Genomic DNA, 19,612 nt, shown 5'->3' with positions numbered 1-19,612 from the left:
CCCCCGCCTCTTCCATCTCACCGATGAGGTCGTTGCCCTCACGCGTGCGCTCACCGACACCGGCGAACACCGAGACACCGCCGTGGTCCTGCGCGACGCGCTGGATCATCTCCTGGATGAGGACGGTCTTGCCGACGCCCGCACCACCGAACAGACCGATCTTGCCGCCCTGCACGTAGGGGGTCAGGAGGTCGATCGACTTGATGCCCGTCTCGAACATCGAGGTCTTGGACTCGAGCTGGTCGAAGGCCGGGGCCTTGCGGTGGATCGGCCAGCGCTCGGTGATCTCGAGCTTCTCGTCGGTGTTGAGCACGTTGCCCAGCACGTCGAAGACCTTGCCCTTGGTGACGTCACCGACGGGGACCGAGATCGGGGCGCCCGAGTCGCGGACTTCCTGACCGCGGACGAGACCGTCGGTGGGCTTCAGCGAGATGGCACGGACCAGGTCGTCGCCGAGGTGCTGGGCGACCTCGAGGCCGATCTCCTGCGACGACTCACCGATGGTGATGGTCGTGAACAGGAGGTTGTACATCTCCGGGATTGCGTCGTGCGGGAACTCGATGTCGACGACGGGGCCCGTGACACGGGCGATCCGGCCGACACCGGGCGCCGACGACGTCTCGACCGCGGTGGTTGCGGTGTCGGTCATGGCTGGTGCCTTCCTGAGGGTGGGTTGCTGTCCGCGAGCGACGCGGACTACTTCTTCTTCGACGAGAGCGCGTCGGCGCCGCCGACGATCTCGGAGATCTGCTGCGTGATCTCGGCCTGACGCGCGTTGTTGGCGAGTCGGGTGAAGTCACGGATCAGCGAGTCCGCGTTGTCACTGGCCGCCTTCATGGCCTTCTGGCGGGCGGCGTGCTCGGAGGCAGCCGACTGCAGCATGGCATTGAAGATGCGGCTCTCGATGTAGACCGGGAGCAGCGAGTCGAGCACCGCGTCGGCGTCCGGCTCGAACTCGTACAGCGGCAGGGGCTCGTCGTTCGTGGGCTCGTCGACGCCGTCGACGACCTCGAGGGGCAGCAGACGCACGACCTGCGGCTCCTGCGTCGCCAGGCTGAGGAACCGGTTGAAGACGATGTGGATCTCGTCCACGCCGCCCTCGGCCGTGTCCTGGAGGAACTTCGCCACGACGGCGTCGCCGATCTCCTTGGCCGTCGAGAACTCCGGCTGGTCGGTGTTGCCGACCCACTGCTGCTCGGACGGACGCTCACGGAACGCGAAGTACCCGACGGACTTGCGCCCGACCAGGTAGTAGACGACGTCCTTGCCCTCACTGCGGAGCAGGGAGGCGAGCTCCTCGGTCTGCTTGAGGACGTTCGTGCTGAACGCGCCGTTCAGGCCGCGGTCCGAGGTGAAGAGCACCACGGCCGCACGGGTCGACGTCTCGGGTTCGGTCGTCAAGACGTGGTCCACGTTCGAGAACGTCGCCACGGCCGACACGGCCCGGGTCACCGCACGCGAGTACGGTCCCGAGGCGGCCATGCGGGCCTGGGCCTTCTGGATCCGCGACGCCGAGATCAACTCCATGGCGCGCGTGACCTTCTTCGTGGTCTTCGCGGACTTGATGCGCTGGCGGTAGACCCGGACCTGGGCTGCCATCTAGCGACGACCCTTGACGATCTGCTCCTGGTCGACGTCCTCGGCGTCAGCCGCCTGGACCTGCTCGGACCCGAGGGTCTTGCCGTCGCTGGTCTGGAAGCTCTTCGTGAACTCGTCGATCTGGCGCCCCATCTCGGCGACGGTGTCGTCGCTGAGCTGGTTGGTCTCGCGCAGGGTCGTGAGCACGTCGGAGTTGCGACGCAGGTGGTCAAGCAGCTCGGACTCGAACCGGAGCACGTCGGGGACGGGAACCGTGTCGAGCTTGCCGTTCGTGCCGGCCCAGATGGAGACGACCTGCTCTTCGACCGGGTACGGCGAGTACTGCGGCTGCTTGAGCAGCTCGGTCAGACGGGCACCGCGGTCGAGCTGACGACGCGAGGCCTGGTCGAGGTCCGAGGCGAACATCGCGAACGCCTCGAGCGAGCGGTACTGCGCCAGCTCGAGCTTGAGCGTGCCGGAGACCTTCTTGATCGACTTGACCTGGGCGTCACCACCGACGCGGGACACCGAGATGCCCACGTCGACGGCCGGACGCTGGTTCGCGTTGAAGAGGTCCGACTGCAGGAAGATCTGGCCGTCGGTGATCGAGATGACGTTGGTCGGGATGTACGCCGAGACGTCGTTCGCCTTGGTCTCGATGATGGGCAGACCCGTCATCGATCCGGCGCCGAGCTCGTCGGACAGCTTCGCGCAACGCTCCAGCAGACGGGAGTGCAGGTAGAAGACATCGCCCGGGTAGGCCTCGCGCCCCGGCGGACGACGCAGGAGGAGCGACACGGCACGGTAGGCCTCGGCCTGCTTCGACAGGTCGTCGAAGATGATCAGGACGTGCTTGCCCTGGTACATCCAGTGCTGGCCGATGGCCGAGCCGGTGTACGGGGCGAGGTACTTGAAGCCGGCCGGGTCGGAGGCAGGAGCGGCGACGATGGTCGTGTACTCCATCGCACCGGCGTCCTCGAGCGCGCCCTTGACGGAGGCGATCGTGGAGCCCTTCTGGCCGATGGCGACGTAGATGCAGCGGACCTGCTTGTCCTCGTCGCCCGACTCCCAGTTGGCCTTCTGGTTGATGATCGTGTCGATCGCGATCGCGGTCTTGCCGGTCTGGCGGTCGCCGATGATCAGCTGACGCTGACCACGGCCGACGGGGATCATCGCGTCGATGGCCTTGATGCCGGTCTGCAGCGGCTCGTGCACCGACTTGCGCGACATGACACCGGGAGCCTGGAGCTCGAGGGCACGACGTCCCTCGGCTGCGATCTCGCCGAGCCCGTCGATCGGGGCGCCGAGCGGGTCGACGACACGGCCGAGGAAGGCATCGCCGACGGGGGCCGAGAGGACCTCGCCGGTGCGGGTGACTTCCTGGCCCTCTTCGACGCCCGAGAACTCGCCGAGCACGATGGCGCCGATCGAGTCCTCGTCGAGGTTCTGCGCGAGGCCGAGCGTGCCGTCCGCGAAGCGGATGAGCTCGTTGGCCATGACGCCGGGGAGGCCTTCGACGTGGGCGATGCCGTCACCGGCGTCGGTGACGTGCCCGATCTCGGCCGTGGAGGCCTTCGTCGGCTCGTAGTTCGAGACGAAGTCCTTCAGGGCATCACGGATCTCATCGGGGCTGATGGTGATGTCTGCCATGGGATTTTCCTTGTTGGTTTCCGGGGCGCTACGGCTCCGAGAGGGTGATGCTGCCCGGTGGGGACAGTTCCCGTTGTGGACTTGGGTGTCTGGTTCGACCGTACGCTCAGCCGGCGAGCTGGAGCCGGAGGTCGGCGAGGCGCGTGGACACGGTGCCGTCGATGACGTCGCCGCCGACCTGCACCCGGACCCCGCCGACGACCGCGGGGTCGACGACGTGGTTGACGATGATGTCCTTGCCGTAGCGCTCCGAGAGACCGCGGGCGACGCGGGCGGCCTGGCTGTCGGACAGCGGCACGGCGGTGATCACCGTGGCCACCACCTTCGCTGCCTGGTCGGCCACGATGCGCGAGGCGTCGCGGACGAGCTCGCCGATCCGTCGACCTCGCGGCTGCTGGACCAGTGCCGACAGGATCGTCACGGTCTGCGGCGACGACTTGCTGCCGATGAGGCGCTCGACGAGCGCGCTCTTCTGTTCCGGGCTGCCGAGCTTGGTCCCCAGCGCCAGCTCGAGGCCGGCGTCGGAACGGACGGCCGTCTCGAAGGCGAAGAGCTCCGCCTCGATCGAGCTGCCCGTCCCCGCAGTCGCGGCGACGGCGCGGATGCCCGCGTCCTCGATGCCGGCGAGCAGGTCCTGTTGGGACGACCAGCGCGAGCCGGCCACCGCGGTCAGCACGGCGCGCGTGGCGTCGGACTGTCCGGCGAAGACCCGGTCGACGACCGACTTCTTGCCGACGACGTCGGCGGTCGGGTCGGCCAGCAGCGTCAGGAGCTGCGGCGCACCGGCGACCACTCGCCCTGCGGCGAGGATCTCAGCACCGCTCTCCAGGTCGGCGCTGCTGCCGAGGTCGGCGAGCACCGCCTGCGTGGAGGTCAGTGCTGAACGGGTGGCGCTCCGCATGCTCAGCGCTCCGTCTCGGCCTGCGACGCCTGGACCTCGGACACGTCGGCGTTCTTCGACGACTCGAGGTCGGCGAGGAAGCGGTCGACGACCGCGGTGGCCTTGGCGTCGTCCTTGAGGGACTCACCGATGACACCCGACGCCAGGTCGAGTGCGAGCGAGCCGACCTCGGTGCGGAGCGACTGGAGCGCGCTCTGGCGCTCTGCCTCGATCTGCGCCTGGGCGTTGCTCGTGATGCGCGCTGCGTCGGCCGAAGCCTGCTCGCGCACCTCGTTGCCGATGGCGGTCGCGTCGGCACGGGCCTGCTCGCGGATCCGCGAGGCTTCGGCACGGGCGTCGGCGAGCTGCTTGTTGTACTCGTCGAGCGCGGCCGCGGCCTGCTCCTGAGCGGCTTCGGCCTTCTTGATGCCGCCCTCGATGGCCTCGGTGCGCTCATCGAGCATCTTGGTGATGCGCGGCGTGACGACACGCCAGAACACCACGAAGATGATGACGAAGGCCACCGCGGACCACACGATGTCGTACACCGGGGGGATCAGCGGATTGATGTTCTCCTCCGCCGCGATGATGAGTGCGTGCTGCATCGAGGAACCTTAGTTGGTGAAGATGAAGTACGTCGCGATACCGATGAAGGCCAGGGCCTCGGTGAAGGCGATACCGATGTACATGAGGGTCGTCAGGCGGCCCTGGAGCTCGGGCTGGCGAGCGACGGACTCGATCGTCTTGCCGACGACGATGCCGACGCCGATGGCCGGGCCGATCGCAGCGAGGCCGTAGCCAACCGTCGCGATGTTGCCGTTGATCTCCGCGAGAACGGTCGTTGCGTCCACGTGTTTTCCTTTCGAGGTGCGGGTCCGGCGGATGCCGGTCCCGTAGGGGGTCAGTGAGGAATCAGTGCTCGTCGGCCAGCGCCAGCTGGATGTAGACGGCGGTGAGGAGCATGAAGACGTAGGCCTGCAGCAGCGCGACGAGGATCTCGAAGAAGCTGAACGCGATGCCGAACGCGATGGTGCCGACACCGAACGCCTTGAAGCCGAGCGAGGCGTCGAAGAAGAAGAACTGCGTGGCCGAGAAGAACAGGACGAGCAGCAGGTGCCCGACGACCATGTTCATCAGGAGTCGCAACGTCAGCGTGATCGGTCGGAGCACGAAGGTCGACACGAGCTCGATCGGCGTCACGATGATGTAGAGGTACCACGGCACCCCGGGCGGGAAGAGCGAGTTCCGGAGGAACGTGCCCGGGTGCTTGCGCAGCCCCGCGTAGATGAAGGCGACGTAGGCGACGATCGCCAGGATCATCGGCATCGCGATGCGGCTGGTGCCAGCGAGGTTCATGAACGGGATCAGACCCGTCAGGTTCATGAACAGCACGCCGAAGAAGATCGTCGCGAGGAGCGGCAGGAAGCGCTTGCCGTCCTTCTCGCCGAGGTTGTCGAAGGTGTTCCGGCGCACGACGTCGAAGCCGTACTCGATGAACGCCTGACCCCGGTTCGGGACGAGCTTCAGTGCGCGGGTCCCCACGAAGGCGAAGACGAGCAGCACTGCGACCGCGATGAAGCGGATGATGACGACACGATCGATCTCGAACGGCGTCCCGGCGAAGAAGATCGCCTCCGGGAAGAACTCGTTGATCGACGGGCCATGGAACTCGGCGGCCTTACTGCTCCCCGCCGCAACGGTGTTGGCCGCAGCGGTGAGGGACAGGGGAAGAGCGTGGGATAGCAGCGCTGTCTCCTGTGTCGGCGCGCGCACGTCATGGCACGCGATGGTGGACTGTGTGGAGGCTGTCCGCTCCGAGCGAGGCTCCGGACGCGGACGCAACAAACCCTATCAGGTGAGAGAGCCTTCTCGGGCTCTCAGGGGCGCGGGTCGCCCTTCCCAGGATCCGAGGAGTCGAGGGCCGACGACCCCGACCCGGGCAGCGGCACGTCGATCGGCACCCGGCCCTTGGCGATCACGGTGACGTCGATCACGAGCGACCCGATCACACCGACGATGATCGCGATCGCCAGGACCGGCGTGTCCACCCAGTCGCGGTCCTTGAGCAGCACGAGCACCACGATGAAGAGCACGAACTTGACCAGGAACATCCCCATGATCGTCCCGAAGAACGCGCCGGAGATCATCTGCCCGCCGGAGAACCGGATCGCCAGCAGCACGCTCACCGCGGTCAGACCGCAGAACACCACGCTCATCACGGCGCCGATCAGTCCCCCGGCCAGCCCCGGCGTCCCGGCGACGAGGAAGCCGACGACACCGCCGACCACCGCCAGCGCGAGCGCCAGGAGGGCGCCCTGCACCAGGATCCGTCGGAAGATCGGACGGACGTGGTCGAGGCCGTTCGGGGTGGTCACGAGGGTTCTCCAGTGGTGGGACGGGTCGGACCCGAACGGGGCCCGCCCGTGACGGGACGGTCGCGCCCGGCTGCGGCGCGGTCGAGCGGATCGAGACTGGCGTCCACACGACCACCCGCCCGCGCGGCGGTCTGCGCCGCGATCTCGGTGCGCTTCCGCCCGAGCGGGGCGAAGGTGGCGATCGCGCAGATGGTGAAGCCGACCGCGACGAACGCCACGACCCACCACCAGTTCACGAACAGGAAGAGCAGACACCCGACGGCGACCGTGGCGGTCCACGCGTAGAAGATCAGCACCGCGTGGAAGTGCGAGTGCCCCATGTCGAGCAAGCGGTGGTGCAGGTGCTTGCGGTCCGCCGAGAACGGCGACTTGCCCGCGCTGAGCCGGCGGAACACGGCCAGCCCGAAGTCGAGCATCGGCACGATCAGGATCGCGAAGGGCAGCAGGATCGGGATGAACGCCGGCAGCAGGTCGGTCCGGGTGCGGACCGCCGCGGGGTCGATGTTGCCCGTGATGGACACGGCGCTCGTGGCCATCAGGAACCCGACGAGCAGCGCGCCGGCATCGCCCATGAAGAGCTTCGCCGGGTGCCAGTTGAGGACGAGGAAGCCGCAGCACGCACCGACCAGCACCGCGGTCAGCAGCGACGGCAGGTTGAAGAAGAACTCGGTCTGCACGACCACGCGGTTGATGAAGAACGTGTAGAGGAAGAACACCCCGCCGGCGATGATCGCGACACCGGCCACGAGGCCGTCGAGTCCGTCGATGAAGTTCACCGCGTTCATGACGAGCACCACGGCCAGCACGGTGAAGATCAGGCTCATGTAGGACGAGCCCACGCCGAGCGTGTTGCCGATCGGCAGCGAGACGATCGCGACGCCCTGCCACGCCAGGATCCCGGCGGCGATGATCTGCCCGGCGAGCTTGGTCATCCAGTCGAGGTCCCAGATGTCGTCGGCGACGCCCAGGACCACGATGATGGTCGCACCTGCCAGCACGGCGAGCACGCGCTGCGGCTCAGCGAACACGAGCCGGAAGAAGTCGATCCCCTGGATGTGCGGGAACACGAACCAGGCGCAGAGCAACGAGACGACCACGCCGAGGAACATCGCGATGCCACCCAGGCGCGGGACCGGCGTGCGGTGGACGTCACGCTCGCGGACCTGCGGATACCACCGGTACTTGACGCCCGCCTTCCAGAGCACCCAGCTGACCAGGAAGCTCACGACGGCGGAGATGGCCCCCGCGAGCAGGTAGTACTTCACGTGACGAGGTCGGCCCCCACGACCCGTTCGATCTCGGAGTCCGGGATCACCCCGTGCCGGACGATCCGCAGGCCGTCACCCGTCGACAGCCCGGTCGCGTCGACGATCGTCGAGCCCGTCGAGGCAGCGACACCGTCGTGGACGTCGAGCGTTCCGCCGTCGAGGTACACCGCGACGCTGTCGCCGAGCATCGACTCCGCTGCGTCGACGTCCATCGCGGCGGGGTCCCCCGTGCTGTTGGCCGACGAGACTGCGAGCGGCCCCACCTCGCGCAGCAGCTCGAGGGCGATGCGGGAGTCGGGCATGCGGAGCGCGACGGTCCCCCGGGTCTCCCCCAGGTCCCAGTCGAGGGAGGGCTGGGCGTGCAGGATCACGGTCAGGCCACCGGGCCAGAACTCCGCCACCAGGTCGCGGACCTGCTGGGGCACCTCGCTCGCCAGGGCGTCGAGCGTCGGCGGCCCGGGGATCAGCACGGGCGGCGGCGACTGCCGCGTGCGGCCCTTGGCGTCGAGCAGCCGCTGGACAGCGGGCGCGTTGAAGGCGTCGGCCGCCAGACCGTAGACGGTGTCGGTGGGGACGACCACGAGCTCGCCCCGTCCGAGTGCTGCTCGTGCGAGCCGCATCCCGGTCAGGAGCCCGTCGGGGTCGTTGCAGTCGTATCGGGATGCCATGACTCGCACGATGATAGTGCGACACAATGGTGGACATCGTGAACTCGACGCCTGCGCCCCGACTCCTGTTCCTCTTCGACATGGACGACGTCCTCGTCCGCTACGACTGGAAGACCCGCATGGCGGGCCTCACCGAGCTCACCGGGCACGACCTCGGCGAGCTCCGCCGGCGCTGGTGGCTGTCCGGCAACGAGCAGCGCGCCGAGGCCGGCGGGTTCCCCGACGCCGACACCTACCTGGCGGCCTTCGAGCGGGCGATGGGCTGCTCCGTCCCCGAGTCCGACTGGGCGCGTGTCCGTGGCGCGGCCATGACCGAGCTGCCGGAACGCATCGAGGCCGTCCGGGTCGCCGCCGAGCACGGGCGTGTCGCCCTGCTCACGAACAACGGCCCGCTCGCCGGCCGCTGGATCCACACGTGGGCGCCGTCGCTGCCGCCGCTGTTCGGCGAGCACCTCGACACCACCAGCAACTTCGGCGCGCGCAAGCCCGAACCCGAGGTGTTCGAGCGGGCCCTCGCCCACCACGGCGCCGCCCCCGAGGACACCTTCTTCGCCGACGACATGCCCGAGAACGTCGCGGGGGCGCGCAGCGTCGGCATCCACGCCGTGCTGGTCGAGCACGAGACGGACCTGCGGGACGCCGTCCGCGCGTTCGTGGCTGACCGGCACGACACCCTGGAGGCTCGGCTCACCTCCGCCTAGCGCGTGGCGGTGGTCGTGCGGTCGCGTCCCGTCAGGTCGACGTGCGTCTCCGGGGACCGGAACCCCCGGCGTGCCAGGACCTGCCGCACGGCTGCGCCCTGCGGTTCGGCGTGCTCGACGACGAGCAGTCCGCCGGGCACGAGCAGCCGCCAGGCCGTCTCGGTGAGGGCTCGGACCGCGTCGAGGCCGTCCACTCCCCCGTACAGCGCGAGCGCCGGGTCGTGGTCACGCACCTCGGGGTCGATCGGGACCGCGTCGTCCGGCACGTAGGGCGGGTTCGACACGACGACGGACACGGAGCCGTCGAGCTCCGGGAACGCGTCGGCCAGGTCGCCCTCGACCAGGCGCACCGTCCCGCCGTACGTGGCGACGTTGCGCCGGGTCCAGGGCAGCGCGTCGGCGGATCGTTCGACCGCGTACACGAGTGCGTTCGGCACCTCGGTGTCCATCGCGATCGCGATTGCGCCGCTGCCGGAACCCAGGTCGACGGCGATCGGCTCCGGCACCGCCGTTGCCCGCAGCGCGTCGATGCCGAACTGCACGACGGACTCGGTCTCGGGGCGTGGGACGAACACCCCGGGTCCGACCGCGAGCGTCAGCGCACGGAAGTGGGCCTCGCCGGTGATGTGCTGCAGCGGCTCGCGGGTGGCACGGCGGGCGACGGCCTGGCGGAACCGCTCGACGTGCTCCACCGCGATCGCGCCGCCGGTCATCGCACGGGCCTGCACGGCGCCACGCGAGGTGTCGGTCGCCCACGCGAGCAGCAGCTCGGCGTCCACACGCGGCGTCGGGACGCCGTTCCCCACGAGCGCAGCGGTCGCCTCGTCGAGGAGGCGATCGGCCGCGAACGTGGGTCCGGTCGACGTGGGTCGGCTGTCGGAGGTGATCCGGGCCTCCAGGCGGGTGCTAGGCGGTCTGGTCGCCGACGGCGGCCAGACGTGCCTCTTCGTCCGCACGGATGGCCGACTCGATGACGGGCTCGAGCGCACCGTTCATCACGCGGTCCAGGTCGTACGCCTTGTACCCGGTGCGGTGGTCCGCGATCCGGTTCTCCGGGAAGTTGTAGGTCCGGATGCGCTCCGAGCGGTCCATGCCCCGGATCTGCGACCGACGGGCGTCCGACGCCAGGGCGTCGAGCTCCTCCTGCTGCTTCGCCAGGATGCGGGCACGCAGCACGCGCATCCCCGCCTCCCTGTTCTGCAGCTGCGACTTCTCGTTCTGCATCGCCACCGTGATGCCGGTCGGCAGGTGGGTGATGCGCACCGCGGAGTCCGTCGTGTTGACGGACTGGCCACCGGGGCCGGACGAGCGGTAGACGTCGATCTTCAGGTCGTTCTGGTTGATCTCGACCTCTTCGGGCTCGTCGACCTCGGGGAAGACGAGCACGCCCGTCGTCGAGGTGTGGATGCGCCCCTGGGACTCGGTCGCCGGCACACGCTGGACACGGTGCACGCCACCCTCGTACTTGAGGTGCGCCCACACGCCCTGGGCCGGGTCGGTCGAGTTCGACTTGATCGCGACCTGGACGTCCTTGTAGCCGCCGAGGTCGCTCTCGGTGCGCTCGAGGAGCTCGGTCTTCCAGCCCTTGGACTCGGCGTAGTGGGAGTACATGCGCAGCAGGTCGGCCGCGAACAGCGCCGACTCCTCGCCGCCTTCGCCGCCCTTGATCTCCATGATGACGTCGCGACCGTCGTCCGGGTCGCGCGGGACGAGCAGGCGACGCAGGCGCTCCTGGCGCTCGGCGAGCTGCTCCTCGAGCCCGGGGACCTCGTCCGCGAACGCCGAGTCCTCCTTCGCGAGCTCCCGGGCGGCGGCGAGGTCGTCCCCCGCCGCCGTCCAGGACTCGTAGGCGGACTTGATCCGGTTCAGCTCGGCGTAGCGCCGGTTGACCTTCTTCGCCCGGGCCGCATCGGCGTGGAGCGCGGGGTCCGACAGCTGCTGCGTCAGGTCCTCGTGTTCCGCCAGCAGCCCTGCCACCGACTCGAACACGCGTTACTCCTGGTGTCCGGCGTGGTGCCCGGTCGCGGGGACCGACTTCTGCACCTGCACCAGGAACTCGACGTTCGACTGCGTCTCCCTGAGGTTCCGCAGCACGATCTCGAGCGCCTGCTGCGGGTCGAGCCCGGCCAGGGCACGACGCAGGCGCCAGGTGATCGTGACCTCGTCGGCGGAGAGCAGCTGCTCCTCGCGACGGGTGCCCGAGGCATTCACGTCGACGGCCGGGAAGATCCGCTTGTCCGCGAGGTGGCGGTTCAGGCGCAGCTCCATGTTGCCGGTGCCCTTGAACTCCTCGAAGATCACCTCGTCCATCTTCGACCCGGTCTCGACGAGCGCCGTGGCGAGGATGGTCAGCGAGCCGCCGTTCTCGATGTTGCGGGCGGCGCCGAAGAAGCGCTTGGCCGGGTACAGCGCGGCGGAGTCGACGCCACCGGAGAGCACGCGGCCCGACGGTGGGGTGGACAGGTTGTACGCGCGGCCCAGGCGGGTGATCGAGTCGAGCAGCAGGACCACGTCGTGGCCCAGCTCGACGAGGCGCTTCGCACGCTCGATGGCGAGCTCGGCGACCGTGGTGTGGTCCTCGGCGGGGCGGTCGAAGGTCGAGGCGATGACCTCGCCCTTCACCGTGCGCTGCATGTCGGTGACCTCTTCGGGCCGCTCGTCGACGAGCACGACCATGAGGTGCGCCTCGGGGTTGTTCTTCGAGACCGCGTTCGCGATGGCCTGCAGCACGACGGTCTTGCCGGCCTTGGGCGGCGAGACGATCAGGCCGCGCTGGCCCTTGCCGATCGGCGACACCAGGTCGATGATCCGCGTGCTCAGCTTCTCCGGAGCGGTCTCGAGACGCAGGCGCTCGTTCGGGTACAGCGGCGTGAGGTCCTGGAAGTCGACGCGAGCGCCGGCCTCGTCAGCGGTCTGGCCGTTGATCGTGTCGATCTTGACCAGCGCGTTGTACTTCTGGCGGCTCTGCTGCTCGTTGTCACGCGGCTGCTTGATCGCACCGACGACGGCGTCACCCTTGCGCAGGTGGTACTTCTTCACCTGGCCCAGGGAGACGTAGACGTCGCTCGGACCCGGCAGGTACCCGGTCGTCCGCACGAAGGCGTAGTTGTCGAGGACGTCGAGGATGCCCGCGACCGGGATCAGGACGTCGTCCTCGGTGATCTCCGGCTCGAACTCGTCGTTCTGCCCGCCGCGGCCGCGCTTGCGGTCGCGCTGACGGCGGCTGCGACCGTTCTCGGCCTCGTCCTCCTGGCGGCGCTGCCCGTCCTCGCGCTGGGCCTGCGCCTGCGCCTGGCCGTTCTGCTGCTGGTTCTGGTTCGGCGCCTGCTTCTGCTGACCCTGCTGCTTCTGGCGGCCGTTCTGCTGCTTCGGCTGCTGGTCGGCCTGGTCCTCGGCGTCGTCCTGCTTCGCGTCGGCGTGGTTCTGGGCCTGGTTCTGGTTCTGGTTCTGGTTCTGGTTCTGGTTCTGGTTGCCACGACCGTTCTGGCGGCCGTTCTGCTGCTGGTCATCGGCCTGCTGCTCGCCCGACTGCTCGGCGTTCTGCCCACGGCCACGGCCGCGACCACGGCTGCGACGGCCGCGACGGGGGCCGCCGTCGGCGTCGTTCTGCTGGTCGCCGTGCTGGTCGGTGCCCTGCTGGTCGTCGGCCTGGTCGTCATGACCGGCCTGGTCCTGCTGCTCGGCCGACTGCGGCTGCGAGGCCGACTGCGGCTGCGACGCGGACTGGGACGGTGCGCCGGACTGGGGCTGCTCCGGCTGCTCGGTCGACTGGGCCGGCTCGGCCTTCTGCCCGCGACGACGGCGCTGGCCACCCGACTGGGCTTCCTGCGCGTCCTTCTCGGCGCGGACCTGGTCGAGGCCCGCGAGCAGGTCCTCGGTGCCGGTGTGGCCGTGGTTGGTGTGGTCGGCCGCGGTGGTCGGGGCCGTCGTCACGGTGCCGCCGGACGTGGCACGACGCGAGCGACGAGCACGCGAGGGTGCCTCGGTGTCGGCAGTGGGTGCCTCGGCGCTGGGGGCTTCGGCGCTGGGGGCCTCGGTCGGTGTCTGGCTCTTCGGCGCGCGTGACCGCGGCGCACGGGCCGCGGCGGGGATCGCCTCGTCCGTCGGTGCCACGGCGTCGGGCTCCGGCAGGGTCAGGGTCTCGGACGCCGCAGCGGCACCGGCGCCGGTCGCGGAGTCGGCGGGACGGCGGTCCTCGATCGAGGCGATGAGGTCGCCCTTGCGCAGCTTCGAGAGCCCGGTGATGCCGAGGGCGGACGCGATCCGCTGCAGTTCCGGCAGACGGAGTGCGCGCAGGTCGCTGGGGATCTCCACCGAGGCGGTGGAGTTGTTGACGTTGGTCACAGTGCTGTGTTCCTTCCGAACCGCAGAGCGCGGAGAGTTTCCACCGACTTCCCGCGCGGATGCAACAGCATCGTGAGTGCGACGGCCGCCGTTCAGACGACGGACCGGGGAGCGGTGATCTGAGGGAGATCACACCTGCGGGGACCTGGAGTTCATGCTGGCTGGTTCGTGCTGGCACGGTGTTCATGCCGGCTCGAAGCCGCGCTACGAGCGTCCGAGGTCGTTCGCCGGGTGCGCGTTCACTGTAGCACCACCGAGATCGACGGCCAGCATGAGCGGCCGCCAGGTGGTTTCGGCGTGTCGTTCCAGCAGCGCCGCCGCGGTCAGACGCTGCGCCGGGTCGCTGCCGAGCACGAGCAGGCTGGGTCCGGCGCCGGAGACGACGGCGGCCAGGCCGTGCTGCCGGAGCAGGCGGATGAGCACGTCGGTCTCGGGCATCGCACTCGCGCGGTACGTCTGGTGCAGGCGGTCCTCGGTCGCGGCGAGCAGGAGCTCGGGGCTCTGGATCAGCGCCGCGACGAGCAGCGCCGAGCGCGACACGTTGAACGCGGCATCGGCGTGCGGCACGCTGTCGGGCTGCAGGGACCGCGCGAGCTTCGTGGACAGCGTGGAGGTCGGCACGAAGACCACCGGGGAGACACCGCGGTGCACCAGCAGGCGCTTGTACGCGGGACCGTCGGGTGTCATCCACGCGATCGTCAGGCCGCCGAACAGCGCCGGTGCGACGTTGTCCGGATGCCCCTCCATCTCGGTGGCGAGCGTCAGCAGGGTCGAGGCGTCGAGGTCGACGATCCCCTCGAGCAGCCCCCGCGCGGCCATCAGTCCGGCGACGATCGCGGCGGCGGAGGACCCCAGACCGCGGCCGTGCGGGATCGCGTTGACCGCGCTGAGCTCGAGACCGGGCTGCTCGACTCCGGCATGCTCGAGACCACGACGGACCGCGCGCACCACCAGGTTCGTGTCGTCGGTCGCGACCTCACCCGCCCCGACCCCCTGTACGGTGACCGTCGCGCCCGGTTGCGGCCGCACGCGGACCGCGACCTCGTCGTAGAGCGAGAGCGCCAGCCCCAGGGAGTCGAACCCCGGGCCGAGGTTGGCCGAGGTCGCCGGCACGCGGACGCGCACCGCCCGTCCGGCCGGTACGGCGATGCGGGCGGTCGAGCCCCGTCCCGCTCCGGACGGACGGTCGGTGCTCACGCGGCGCCGACCAGTCCGAGCACGTCGGCGATCGCCGCGGTGTCGACGGGCACGCTCGTCGGGGTGACGTCGCCGCCGTCCTCGGTCTTGAGCGCCCACTGCGGGTCCTTGAGGCCGTGCCCGGTGACCGTGATGACGACCTTCGCGCCCTTCGGGACCTGGCCGGCGTCGGCACGCTCGAGCAGTCCGGCGACGCCGATGGCCGACGCGGGCTCGACGAAGACCCCGACCTCGGCCGACAGGATCCGGTGCGCGGCGAGGATGCCGGCGTCACTGATCGCGCCGAAGTAGCCGTCCGTCTCCTCGCGGGCCTCGAGCGCGTACTTCCACGACGCCGGGTTGCCGATGCGGATCGCCGACGCGATGGTCTCGGGGTGCGGAACGACCTCGCCCGACACGATCGGGGCGGCGCCGGCGGCCTGGAACCCGAACATGCGCGGCATCCGGCTGGAGCGGCCGGCGGCGACGTCCTCGCGGTAACCGCGCGAGTAGGCGGTGTAGTTGCCGGCGTTGCCGACCGGCAGGAAGTGGAAGTCCGGGGCGTCGCCCAGGACGTCGACGACCTCGAACGCCGCGGTCTTCTGGCCCTCGATGCGGTCGTTGTTGACCGAGTTGACCAGGTGCACCGGGTAGTTCGCGGCGAGGTCGCGCGCGATGTCGAGGCAGTCGTCGAAGTTGCCCTGCACCTGCAGCAGCTGGGCGTCGTGCGCGACGGCCTGGCTGAGCTTGCCCATCGCGATCTTGCCCTCGGGCACGAGCACCGCGGCGGTGATGCCGGCGTGCGTGGCGTACGCGGCGGCAGAGGCGCTCGTGTTGCCGGTCGACGCGCAGATGACCGCCTTGGCCCCGTGCTCGACGGCCTTCGAGATCGCCATCGTCATGCCGCGGTCCTTGAACGACCCCGTCGGGTTCATGCCCTCGAACTTGATCCAGACGTCGGCACCGGTGCGCTCGGACAGTCGGCGTGCCGGGATGAGCGGCGTGCCGCCCTCGCCCAGCGTGACGATGGGCGTCGCCTCGGTCACGTCGAGTCGGTCGGCGTACTCGCGCAGGACTCCCTGCCACTGGTGGGCCATCGGGGTTCTCTCTCTGTCGGTGGTGCGGTGCTGGTGGTGGTCTGGGTCAGGGCCTGGGCCCGGGCATGGGGCTTGGTCTGGGTCTGGGTCTGGGTCTGGGTCAGGCGCCGATGACGCGCAGGACGCTCGTGACCTCGGTGACGACGTCCTCGCCGCGCAGGGCGACGACCGTGTCGGCGAGGTCCGACTCGCGCGCCTGGTGGGTGCCGATGACCAGGGTCGCCGTGCCGCCGTCGCCGTGTGCGCTCGACTGCTCGACCGTTTCGACGCTGACGCCGTGTGCCGCGAGGACGCCCGCGACGGTCGAGAGCACCCCGGGGGCGTCGGCCACGAGCAGGGTGATCTGGTAGCTCGTGCGGACCGTGCCGATCGGGAACACCGGCAGGGCGGACTGCGTCGACTCGGCGATGCCGGGGCCACCGATGACGTGTCGGCGGGCGGCCGAGACCAGGTCGCCGAGCACGGCCGAGGCCGTCTCGACCCCGCCGGCACCGGCACCGTAGAACATCAGGTCACCGGCGGCCTCGGCCTCGACGAACACGGCGTTCTTCGCGCCGTGGACGCTGGCGAGCGGGTGCGACTCGGGCACCAGTGCCGGGTAGACCCGCGCGCTGACGCCTTCGCGGCCGTCGGCATCGGTCAGCCGCTCGCAGGTCGCCAGGATCTTCACCACGTAGCCGGCCTTGCGCGCGGCCCGGACCTGCTCGATCGTGATCGCGGTGATGCCCTCGCGGTGCACGGCGACGAGCGGCACCGAGGTGTGGAACGCGATCGACGCGAGGATCGCCGCCTTCTGCGCGGCGTCGTACCCCTCGATGTCGGCCGTCGGGTCGGCCTCGGCGTACCCCAGCTCGGTCGCGGTCGCGAGCGCGTCCTCGAAGGTGCTGCCCTGCCGGTCCATCAGGTCGAGGATGAAGTTCGTCGTGCCGTTGACGATGCCCATGATCCGGACGATGCGGTCGCCGGCGAGCGAGTCGTGCAGCGGACGGATGATCGGGATCGCCCCGGCGACGGCGGCCTCGTAGTAGAGCTGTGCGCCGACCTGCTCGGCCGCGGCGAAGAGCTCGGGTCCGTGTGTGGCGAGCAGGGCCTTGTTGCCGGTCACGACGTCGGCCCCCGACTGCAGCGCCTGCAGCACGAGGGTGCGTGCGGGCTCGATGCCGCCGATCAGCTCGACCACGATGTCCGCACCGAGGATGAGCGACTGCGCGTCCGTCGTGTACAGCTCGCGCGGCAGGTCGACGTCGCGCTGGGCGTCGAGGTCGCGGACGGCGATGCCCACGAGTTTGAGCCCGGCGCCGGCGCGCGAGGCGAGCTCGTCACCGTGCTCGAGCAGGAGGCGTGCGACCTGCGAACCGACGGAGCCGGCTCCGAGCAGCGCGACGCGGACGTTGCGGTATTCGATCATGTGGTGCGTTTCTTCCGGGTCTCGGGTCTCACCGTGCGGCATCGGCTGCGGCCACTGGTGACACCCCGGTGTCGCGGGCGAGGAGGTCGTCGATGCCCTCGCCACGGACGAGGATACGGGCTCGCCCGTCGGCCACCGCGACGACCGGCGGACGGCCGACGTGGTTGTAGTTGCTCGCGAGGCTCCAGCAGTACGCACCGGTCGCCGCGACCGCCAGCAGGTCGCCGCGGTGCACGTCGCCGGGCAGGTACTCGTCGTGGACCACCACGTCGCCGCTCTCGCAGTGCTTGCCGACCACACGGGTCAGGACCGCGTCGGCGTCCGAGGTGCGGGCGAGCCGCGCCGTGTACTCGGCACCGTAGAGCGCCGGGCGGGCGTTGTCGCTCATGCCCCCGTCGACGGAGACGTAGGTGCGCGTGGCACTGCCACCGCCCTCGACCTCGAGCTGGACGGGCTTGATCGTGCCGACCCGGTAGAGCGTGACGCCGGCGGGTCCGACGATGTACCGCCCCGGCTCGACGGCGACGTCCGGCACGGGGATGCCCCGCTCGGCGCAGGCCTCGGCCACGATGGCCGCCAGCGCGTCGGCGATGTCCTCGGGTTCGAACGCCGAGTCGGCCTCGGTGTAGTCGATGCCCCAGCCGCCCCCGAGGTTGAGCTCCGGGACCGGGCCCGTGCGCACCAGCGTGGCGTGCACGTCCATCAGGCGACGTGCGGCTTCACGGAACCCGGACTCGTCGAAGATCTGCGAGCCGATGTGCGAGTGCAACCCGACGAACGCGAGCGACGGACGGGCGCGGATCGCCTCGGCCGCCTGCACCGCTTCGGTCAGGGGGATGCCGAACTTCTGGTCTTCGCGCGCCGTCGCCAGGTACTCGTGGGTCGAGGCGTGCACACCGCTGTTGATCCGGACGCGCACCCGCTGGACGACGCCGGCGGCCTGGGCGGCATCCGCGACGCGCCCGATCTCCTCGTGCGAGTCGAGCACGATCGTGCCGAGACCGATCTCGACCGCCCGGGCGATCTCGGCGTCGGACTTGTCGTTGCCGTGGAAGCCCATCAGCGCGGGGTCGGCGCCGCCGGCCAGGGCCACCGCGATCTCACCGGCGGTGCAGACGTCGAGTCGCAGGTCCGCTTCGGTCATCCACGCGGCGACCTGGGTCGTGAGGAACGCCTTGGCGGCGTAGTAGACGTGCGCGTGCGATCCGATGCGCCCGAACGCCTCGGTGAACGCGTTCCGCACCCGCACCGCACGCGACTGCACGTCGTGCTCGTCGACCACGTAGAGCGGGGTGCCGAACTGCTCGACGAGGTCGGTGGCGGTGATGCCGCCCACCGCCAGGGAGCCGTCGTCGGTCCGCGTGGCGGAGGCCGGCCAGATCCGCGCGGTCAGCGCGGAGGCGTCAGCCGGGGACCGCAGCCGCGGCGGGGCAAGTGGGTTCTCGCTCACGGGACCCGATCCTAGCGAGCCGAGCGGGGCCTCCCGTCCGGTGGCACGCGACCTGTGGACAGGTCAGCAGGTGCCCGTGGTCTGCAGTCCCTGCTCGCTGAGCGGCAGCTGGTCCGCGGTGATGCGCACCTCGGCACGGGACGCCGTGACGTCGAGCGAGCGGACCCGGAGCGCCTCCGGCAGGAACTTGGCGGTGCAGACCGGCACCGGTGTGTCCGTGACGCCCGGGATGCTGTCCACCTTGAGGTCGAGCGCCGAGTTCGTGATGCGCACCGTCTTCGGCGTGATCGTGATGCCCCTGCCGTCGCTCTGGGCCGTCACCGACCCCTGCGCCAGGTACCCGATGTCGTACCCGAGCACCGCGGTCGACCCGGACAGCTGCACCCCGCCGTCGGTGAGCGAGAGCCGGTCGAAGAGCGGACTGTACTTCGCCAGGTCCTTGACGCTGCCGGACGCGAGCGTCACCGTGCCGTCGACGTCGTGCACGTCGCCCTTGCCGTCGACCGGGACGTCGTGCACCGTGACGTCGGCGGCGAGCGGGATGCCGTCGACCGTGATCCTGCGTGACGAGATCGAGACGTCGTCGAGCGTGCCACTGATGAGCTGCGGGATGACGACACCGTCGGCGTGCGCCTGCACCGTGCCCTTCGTGCCCTCCGGCAGCGACTGCTCGACCTGCTGCGCGATGATCCGGTCCACCACGCCGCGCAGGACGAACTCCGCCACGACGACGAGCACGGCGAGGACCACGACGATGACGAGGACCACGATGGTCACGGTGCGGCCGCGGTGGCGCGACTCCGGGGTTGCGGTGGCGGTGGCGGTGGACATGCGTCCCACCCTGCCAGCGTCCACCGTCAGCCAGCCGGGAGGCCCGGGTCGCGTCCGGCGGGCGTCGTGCGGCGGGCGCCGTCGCGCGGCGGGCGCGGTCGCGCGGCGGGCGCGGTCGCGCGGCGGGCGCGGTCGCGCGTCGGGCGCGGTCGCGCGTCGGGCGCGGTCGCGCGTCGGGCGCGGTCG

18 protein-coding genes and 1 pseudogene are annotated in these 19,612 nt (G+C 70.2%); 1 reads left to right on the top strand and 18 read right to left on the bottom strand.

Translation table 11 applies throughout. The annotated features are described in order from the left end of the window. From ASG04_RS17895 to ASG04_RS10915, 10 genes and pseudogenes are all read right to left on the bottom strand, one after another. Positions 1–649: pseudogene (locus tag ASG04_RS17895) on the bottom strand (F0F1 ATP synthase subunit beta); the annotation flags it as partial. A gap of 47 nt (positions 650–696) precedes the next feature. After that, on the bottom strand, positions 697–1,599 hold the full coding sequence (locus ASG04_RS10955) for a F0F1 ATP synthase subunit gamma (RefSeq protein ID WP_056124082.1): 903 nt from the start codon (positions 1,597–1,599) through the stop codon (positions 697–699). Continuing rightward, positions 1,600–3,228, bottom strand: a complete 1,629-nt coding sequence (gene atpA / locus ASG04_RS10950) for a F0F1 ATP synthase subunit alpha (RefSeq protein ID WP_056124078.1) — start codon at positions 3,226–3,228, stop codon at positions 1,600–1,602. Positions 3,229–3,334: 106 nt separating this feature from the next. Beyond that, positions 3,335–4,129 (bottom strand): F0F1 ATP synthase subunit delta, encoded by a 795-nt coding sequence (locus ASG04_RS10945; protein ID WP_056124074.1) that lies wholly within the window; start codon positions 4,127–4,129, stop codon positions 3,335–3,337. 2 nt (positions 4,130–4,131) lie between these two features. After that, positions 4,132–4,713, bottom strand: coding sequence for a F0F1 ATP synthase subunit B (locus ASG04_RS10940; protein ID WP_056124073.1), 582 nt, complete (start codon positions 4,711–4,713; stop codon positions 4,132–4,134). 9 nt (positions 4,714–4,722) lie between these two features. Next, positions 4,723–4,959 carry an ATP synthase F0 subunit C gene (gene atpE, locus ASG04_RS10935; protein ID WP_027465781.1) on the bottom strand — a complete coding sequence of 79 codons (237 nt, stop codon included), beginning with the start codon at positions 4,957–4,959 and terminating at the stop codon, positions 4,723–4,725. Between the two features lie 61 nt (positions 4,960–5,020). Further along, complete coding sequence (atpB, locus tag ASG04_RS10930) at positions 5,021–5,881, bottom strand: F0F1 ATP synthase subunit A (RefSeq protein ID WP_235515522.1); 861 nt, start codon at positions 5,879–5,881, stop codon at positions 5,021–5,023. Positions 5,882–5,985: 104 nt separating this feature from the next. Beyond that, on the bottom strand, positions 5,986–6,483 hold the full coding sequence (locus ASG04_RS10925; protein ID WP_056124071.1) for a hypothetical protein: 498 nt from the start codon (positions 6,481–6,483) through the stop codon (positions 5,986–5,988). After that, positions 6,480–7,748 carry an MraY family glycosyltransferase gene (locus ASG04_RS10920; RefSeq protein ID WP_056124068.1) on the bottom strand — a complete coding sequence of 423 codons (1,269 nt, stop codon included), beginning with the start codon at positions 7,746–7,748 and terminating at the stop codon, positions 6,480–6,482. The genes ASG04_RS10925 and ASG04_RS10920 overlap by 4 nt, the downstream gene beginning before the upstream one ends. Beyond that, a complete protein-coding gene (locus ASG04_RS10915; protein WP_056124065.1) occupies positions 7,745–8,419 on the bottom strand; it encodes an L-threonylcarbamoyladenylate synthase in 675 nt (224 codons plus the stop codon). The genes ASG04_RS10920 and ASG04_RS10915 overlap by 4 nt, the downstream gene beginning before the upstream one ends. A 38-nt stretch (positions 8,420–8,457) precedes the next feature. Here ASG04_RS10915 and ASG04_RS10910 point away from each other — a divergent pair, with 38 nt between their 5' ends. After that, complete coding sequence (locus ASG04_RS10910) at positions 8,458–9,120, top strand: HAD family hydrolase (RefSeq protein WP_235515521.1); 663 nt, start codon at positions 8,458–8,460, stop codon at positions 9,118–9,120. Here ASG04_RS10910 and prmC read toward each other — a convergent pair. The 8 genes from prmC to ASG04_RS10870 form a co-directional block, all read right to left on the bottom strand. Continuing rightward, the gene (gene prmC / locus ASG04_RS10905; RefSeq protein WP_056125685.1) at positions 9,117–10,007 is read right to left on the bottom strand and encodes a peptide chain release factor N(5)-glutamine methyltransferase; all 891 of its coding nucleotides are present in this window, start codon (positions 10,005–10,007) and stop codon (positions 9,117–9,119) included. The two genes, ASG04_RS10910 and prmC, sit on opposite strands and share 4 nt — an antisense overlap. A 19-nt stretch (positions 10,008–10,026) precedes the next feature. Beyond that, complete coding sequence (prfA, locus tag ASG04_RS10900) at positions 10,027–11,109, bottom strand: peptide chain release factor 1 (protein WP_056124057.1); 1,083 nt, start codon at positions 11,107–11,109, stop codon at positions 10,027–10,029. 3 nt (positions 11,110–11,112) lie between these two features. Next, positions 11,113–13,464 (bottom strand): transcription termination factor Rho, encoded by a 2,352-nt coding sequence (gene rho, locus ASG04_RS10895; protein ID WP_056124055.1) that lies wholly within the window; start codon positions 13,462–13,464, stop codon positions 11,113–11,115. A gap of 204 nt (positions 13,465–13,668) precedes the next feature. Next, positions 13,669–14,613 (bottom strand): homoserine kinase, encoded by a 945-nt coding sequence (gene thrB / locus ASG04_RS10890; protein ID WP_056125682.1) that lies wholly within the window; start codon positions 14,611–14,613, stop codon positions 13,669–13,671. A 44-nt stretch (positions 14,614–14,657) separates the two neighbouring features. Further along, positions 14,658–15,737, bottom strand: a complete 1,080-nt coding sequence (thrC, locus tag ASG04_RS10885; protein WP_056124053.1) for a threonine synthase — start codon at positions 15,735–15,737, stop codon at positions 14,658–14,660. Positions 15,738–15,837: 100 nt separating this feature from the next. Continuing rightward, positions 15,838–17,145, bottom strand: coding sequence for a homoserine dehydrogenase (locus tag ASG04_RS10880; RefSeq protein WP_056124051.1), 1,308 nt, complete (start codon positions 17,143–17,145; stop codon positions 15,838–15,840). Positions 17,146–17,173: 28 nt separating this feature from the next. Next, on the bottom strand, positions 17,174–18,595 hold the full coding sequence (lysA, locus tag ASG04_RS10875; RefSeq protein WP_056124048.1) for a diaminopimelate decarboxylase: 1,422 nt from the start codon (positions 18,593–18,595) through the stop codon (positions 17,174–17,176). A 63-nt stretch (positions 18,596–18,658) separates the two neighbouring features. Further along, positions 18,659–19,426, bottom strand: coding sequence for an LmeA family phospholipid-binding protein (locus tag ASG04_RS10870; RefSeq protein WP_056124044.1), 768 nt, complete (start codon positions 19,424–19,426; stop codon positions 18,659–18,661). Between the last annotated feature and the right edge of the window lie 186 nt (positions 19,427–19,612).

It is taken from the genome of Curtobacterium sp. Leaf183 (assembly GCF_001424385.1).
In the GTDB taxonomy this organism is placed as follows: domain Bacteria; phylum Actinomycetota; class Actinomycetes; order Actinomycetales; family Microbacteriaceae; genus Curtobacterium.
This window is presented reverse-complemented; position numbering and strand designations above follow the sequence as displayed.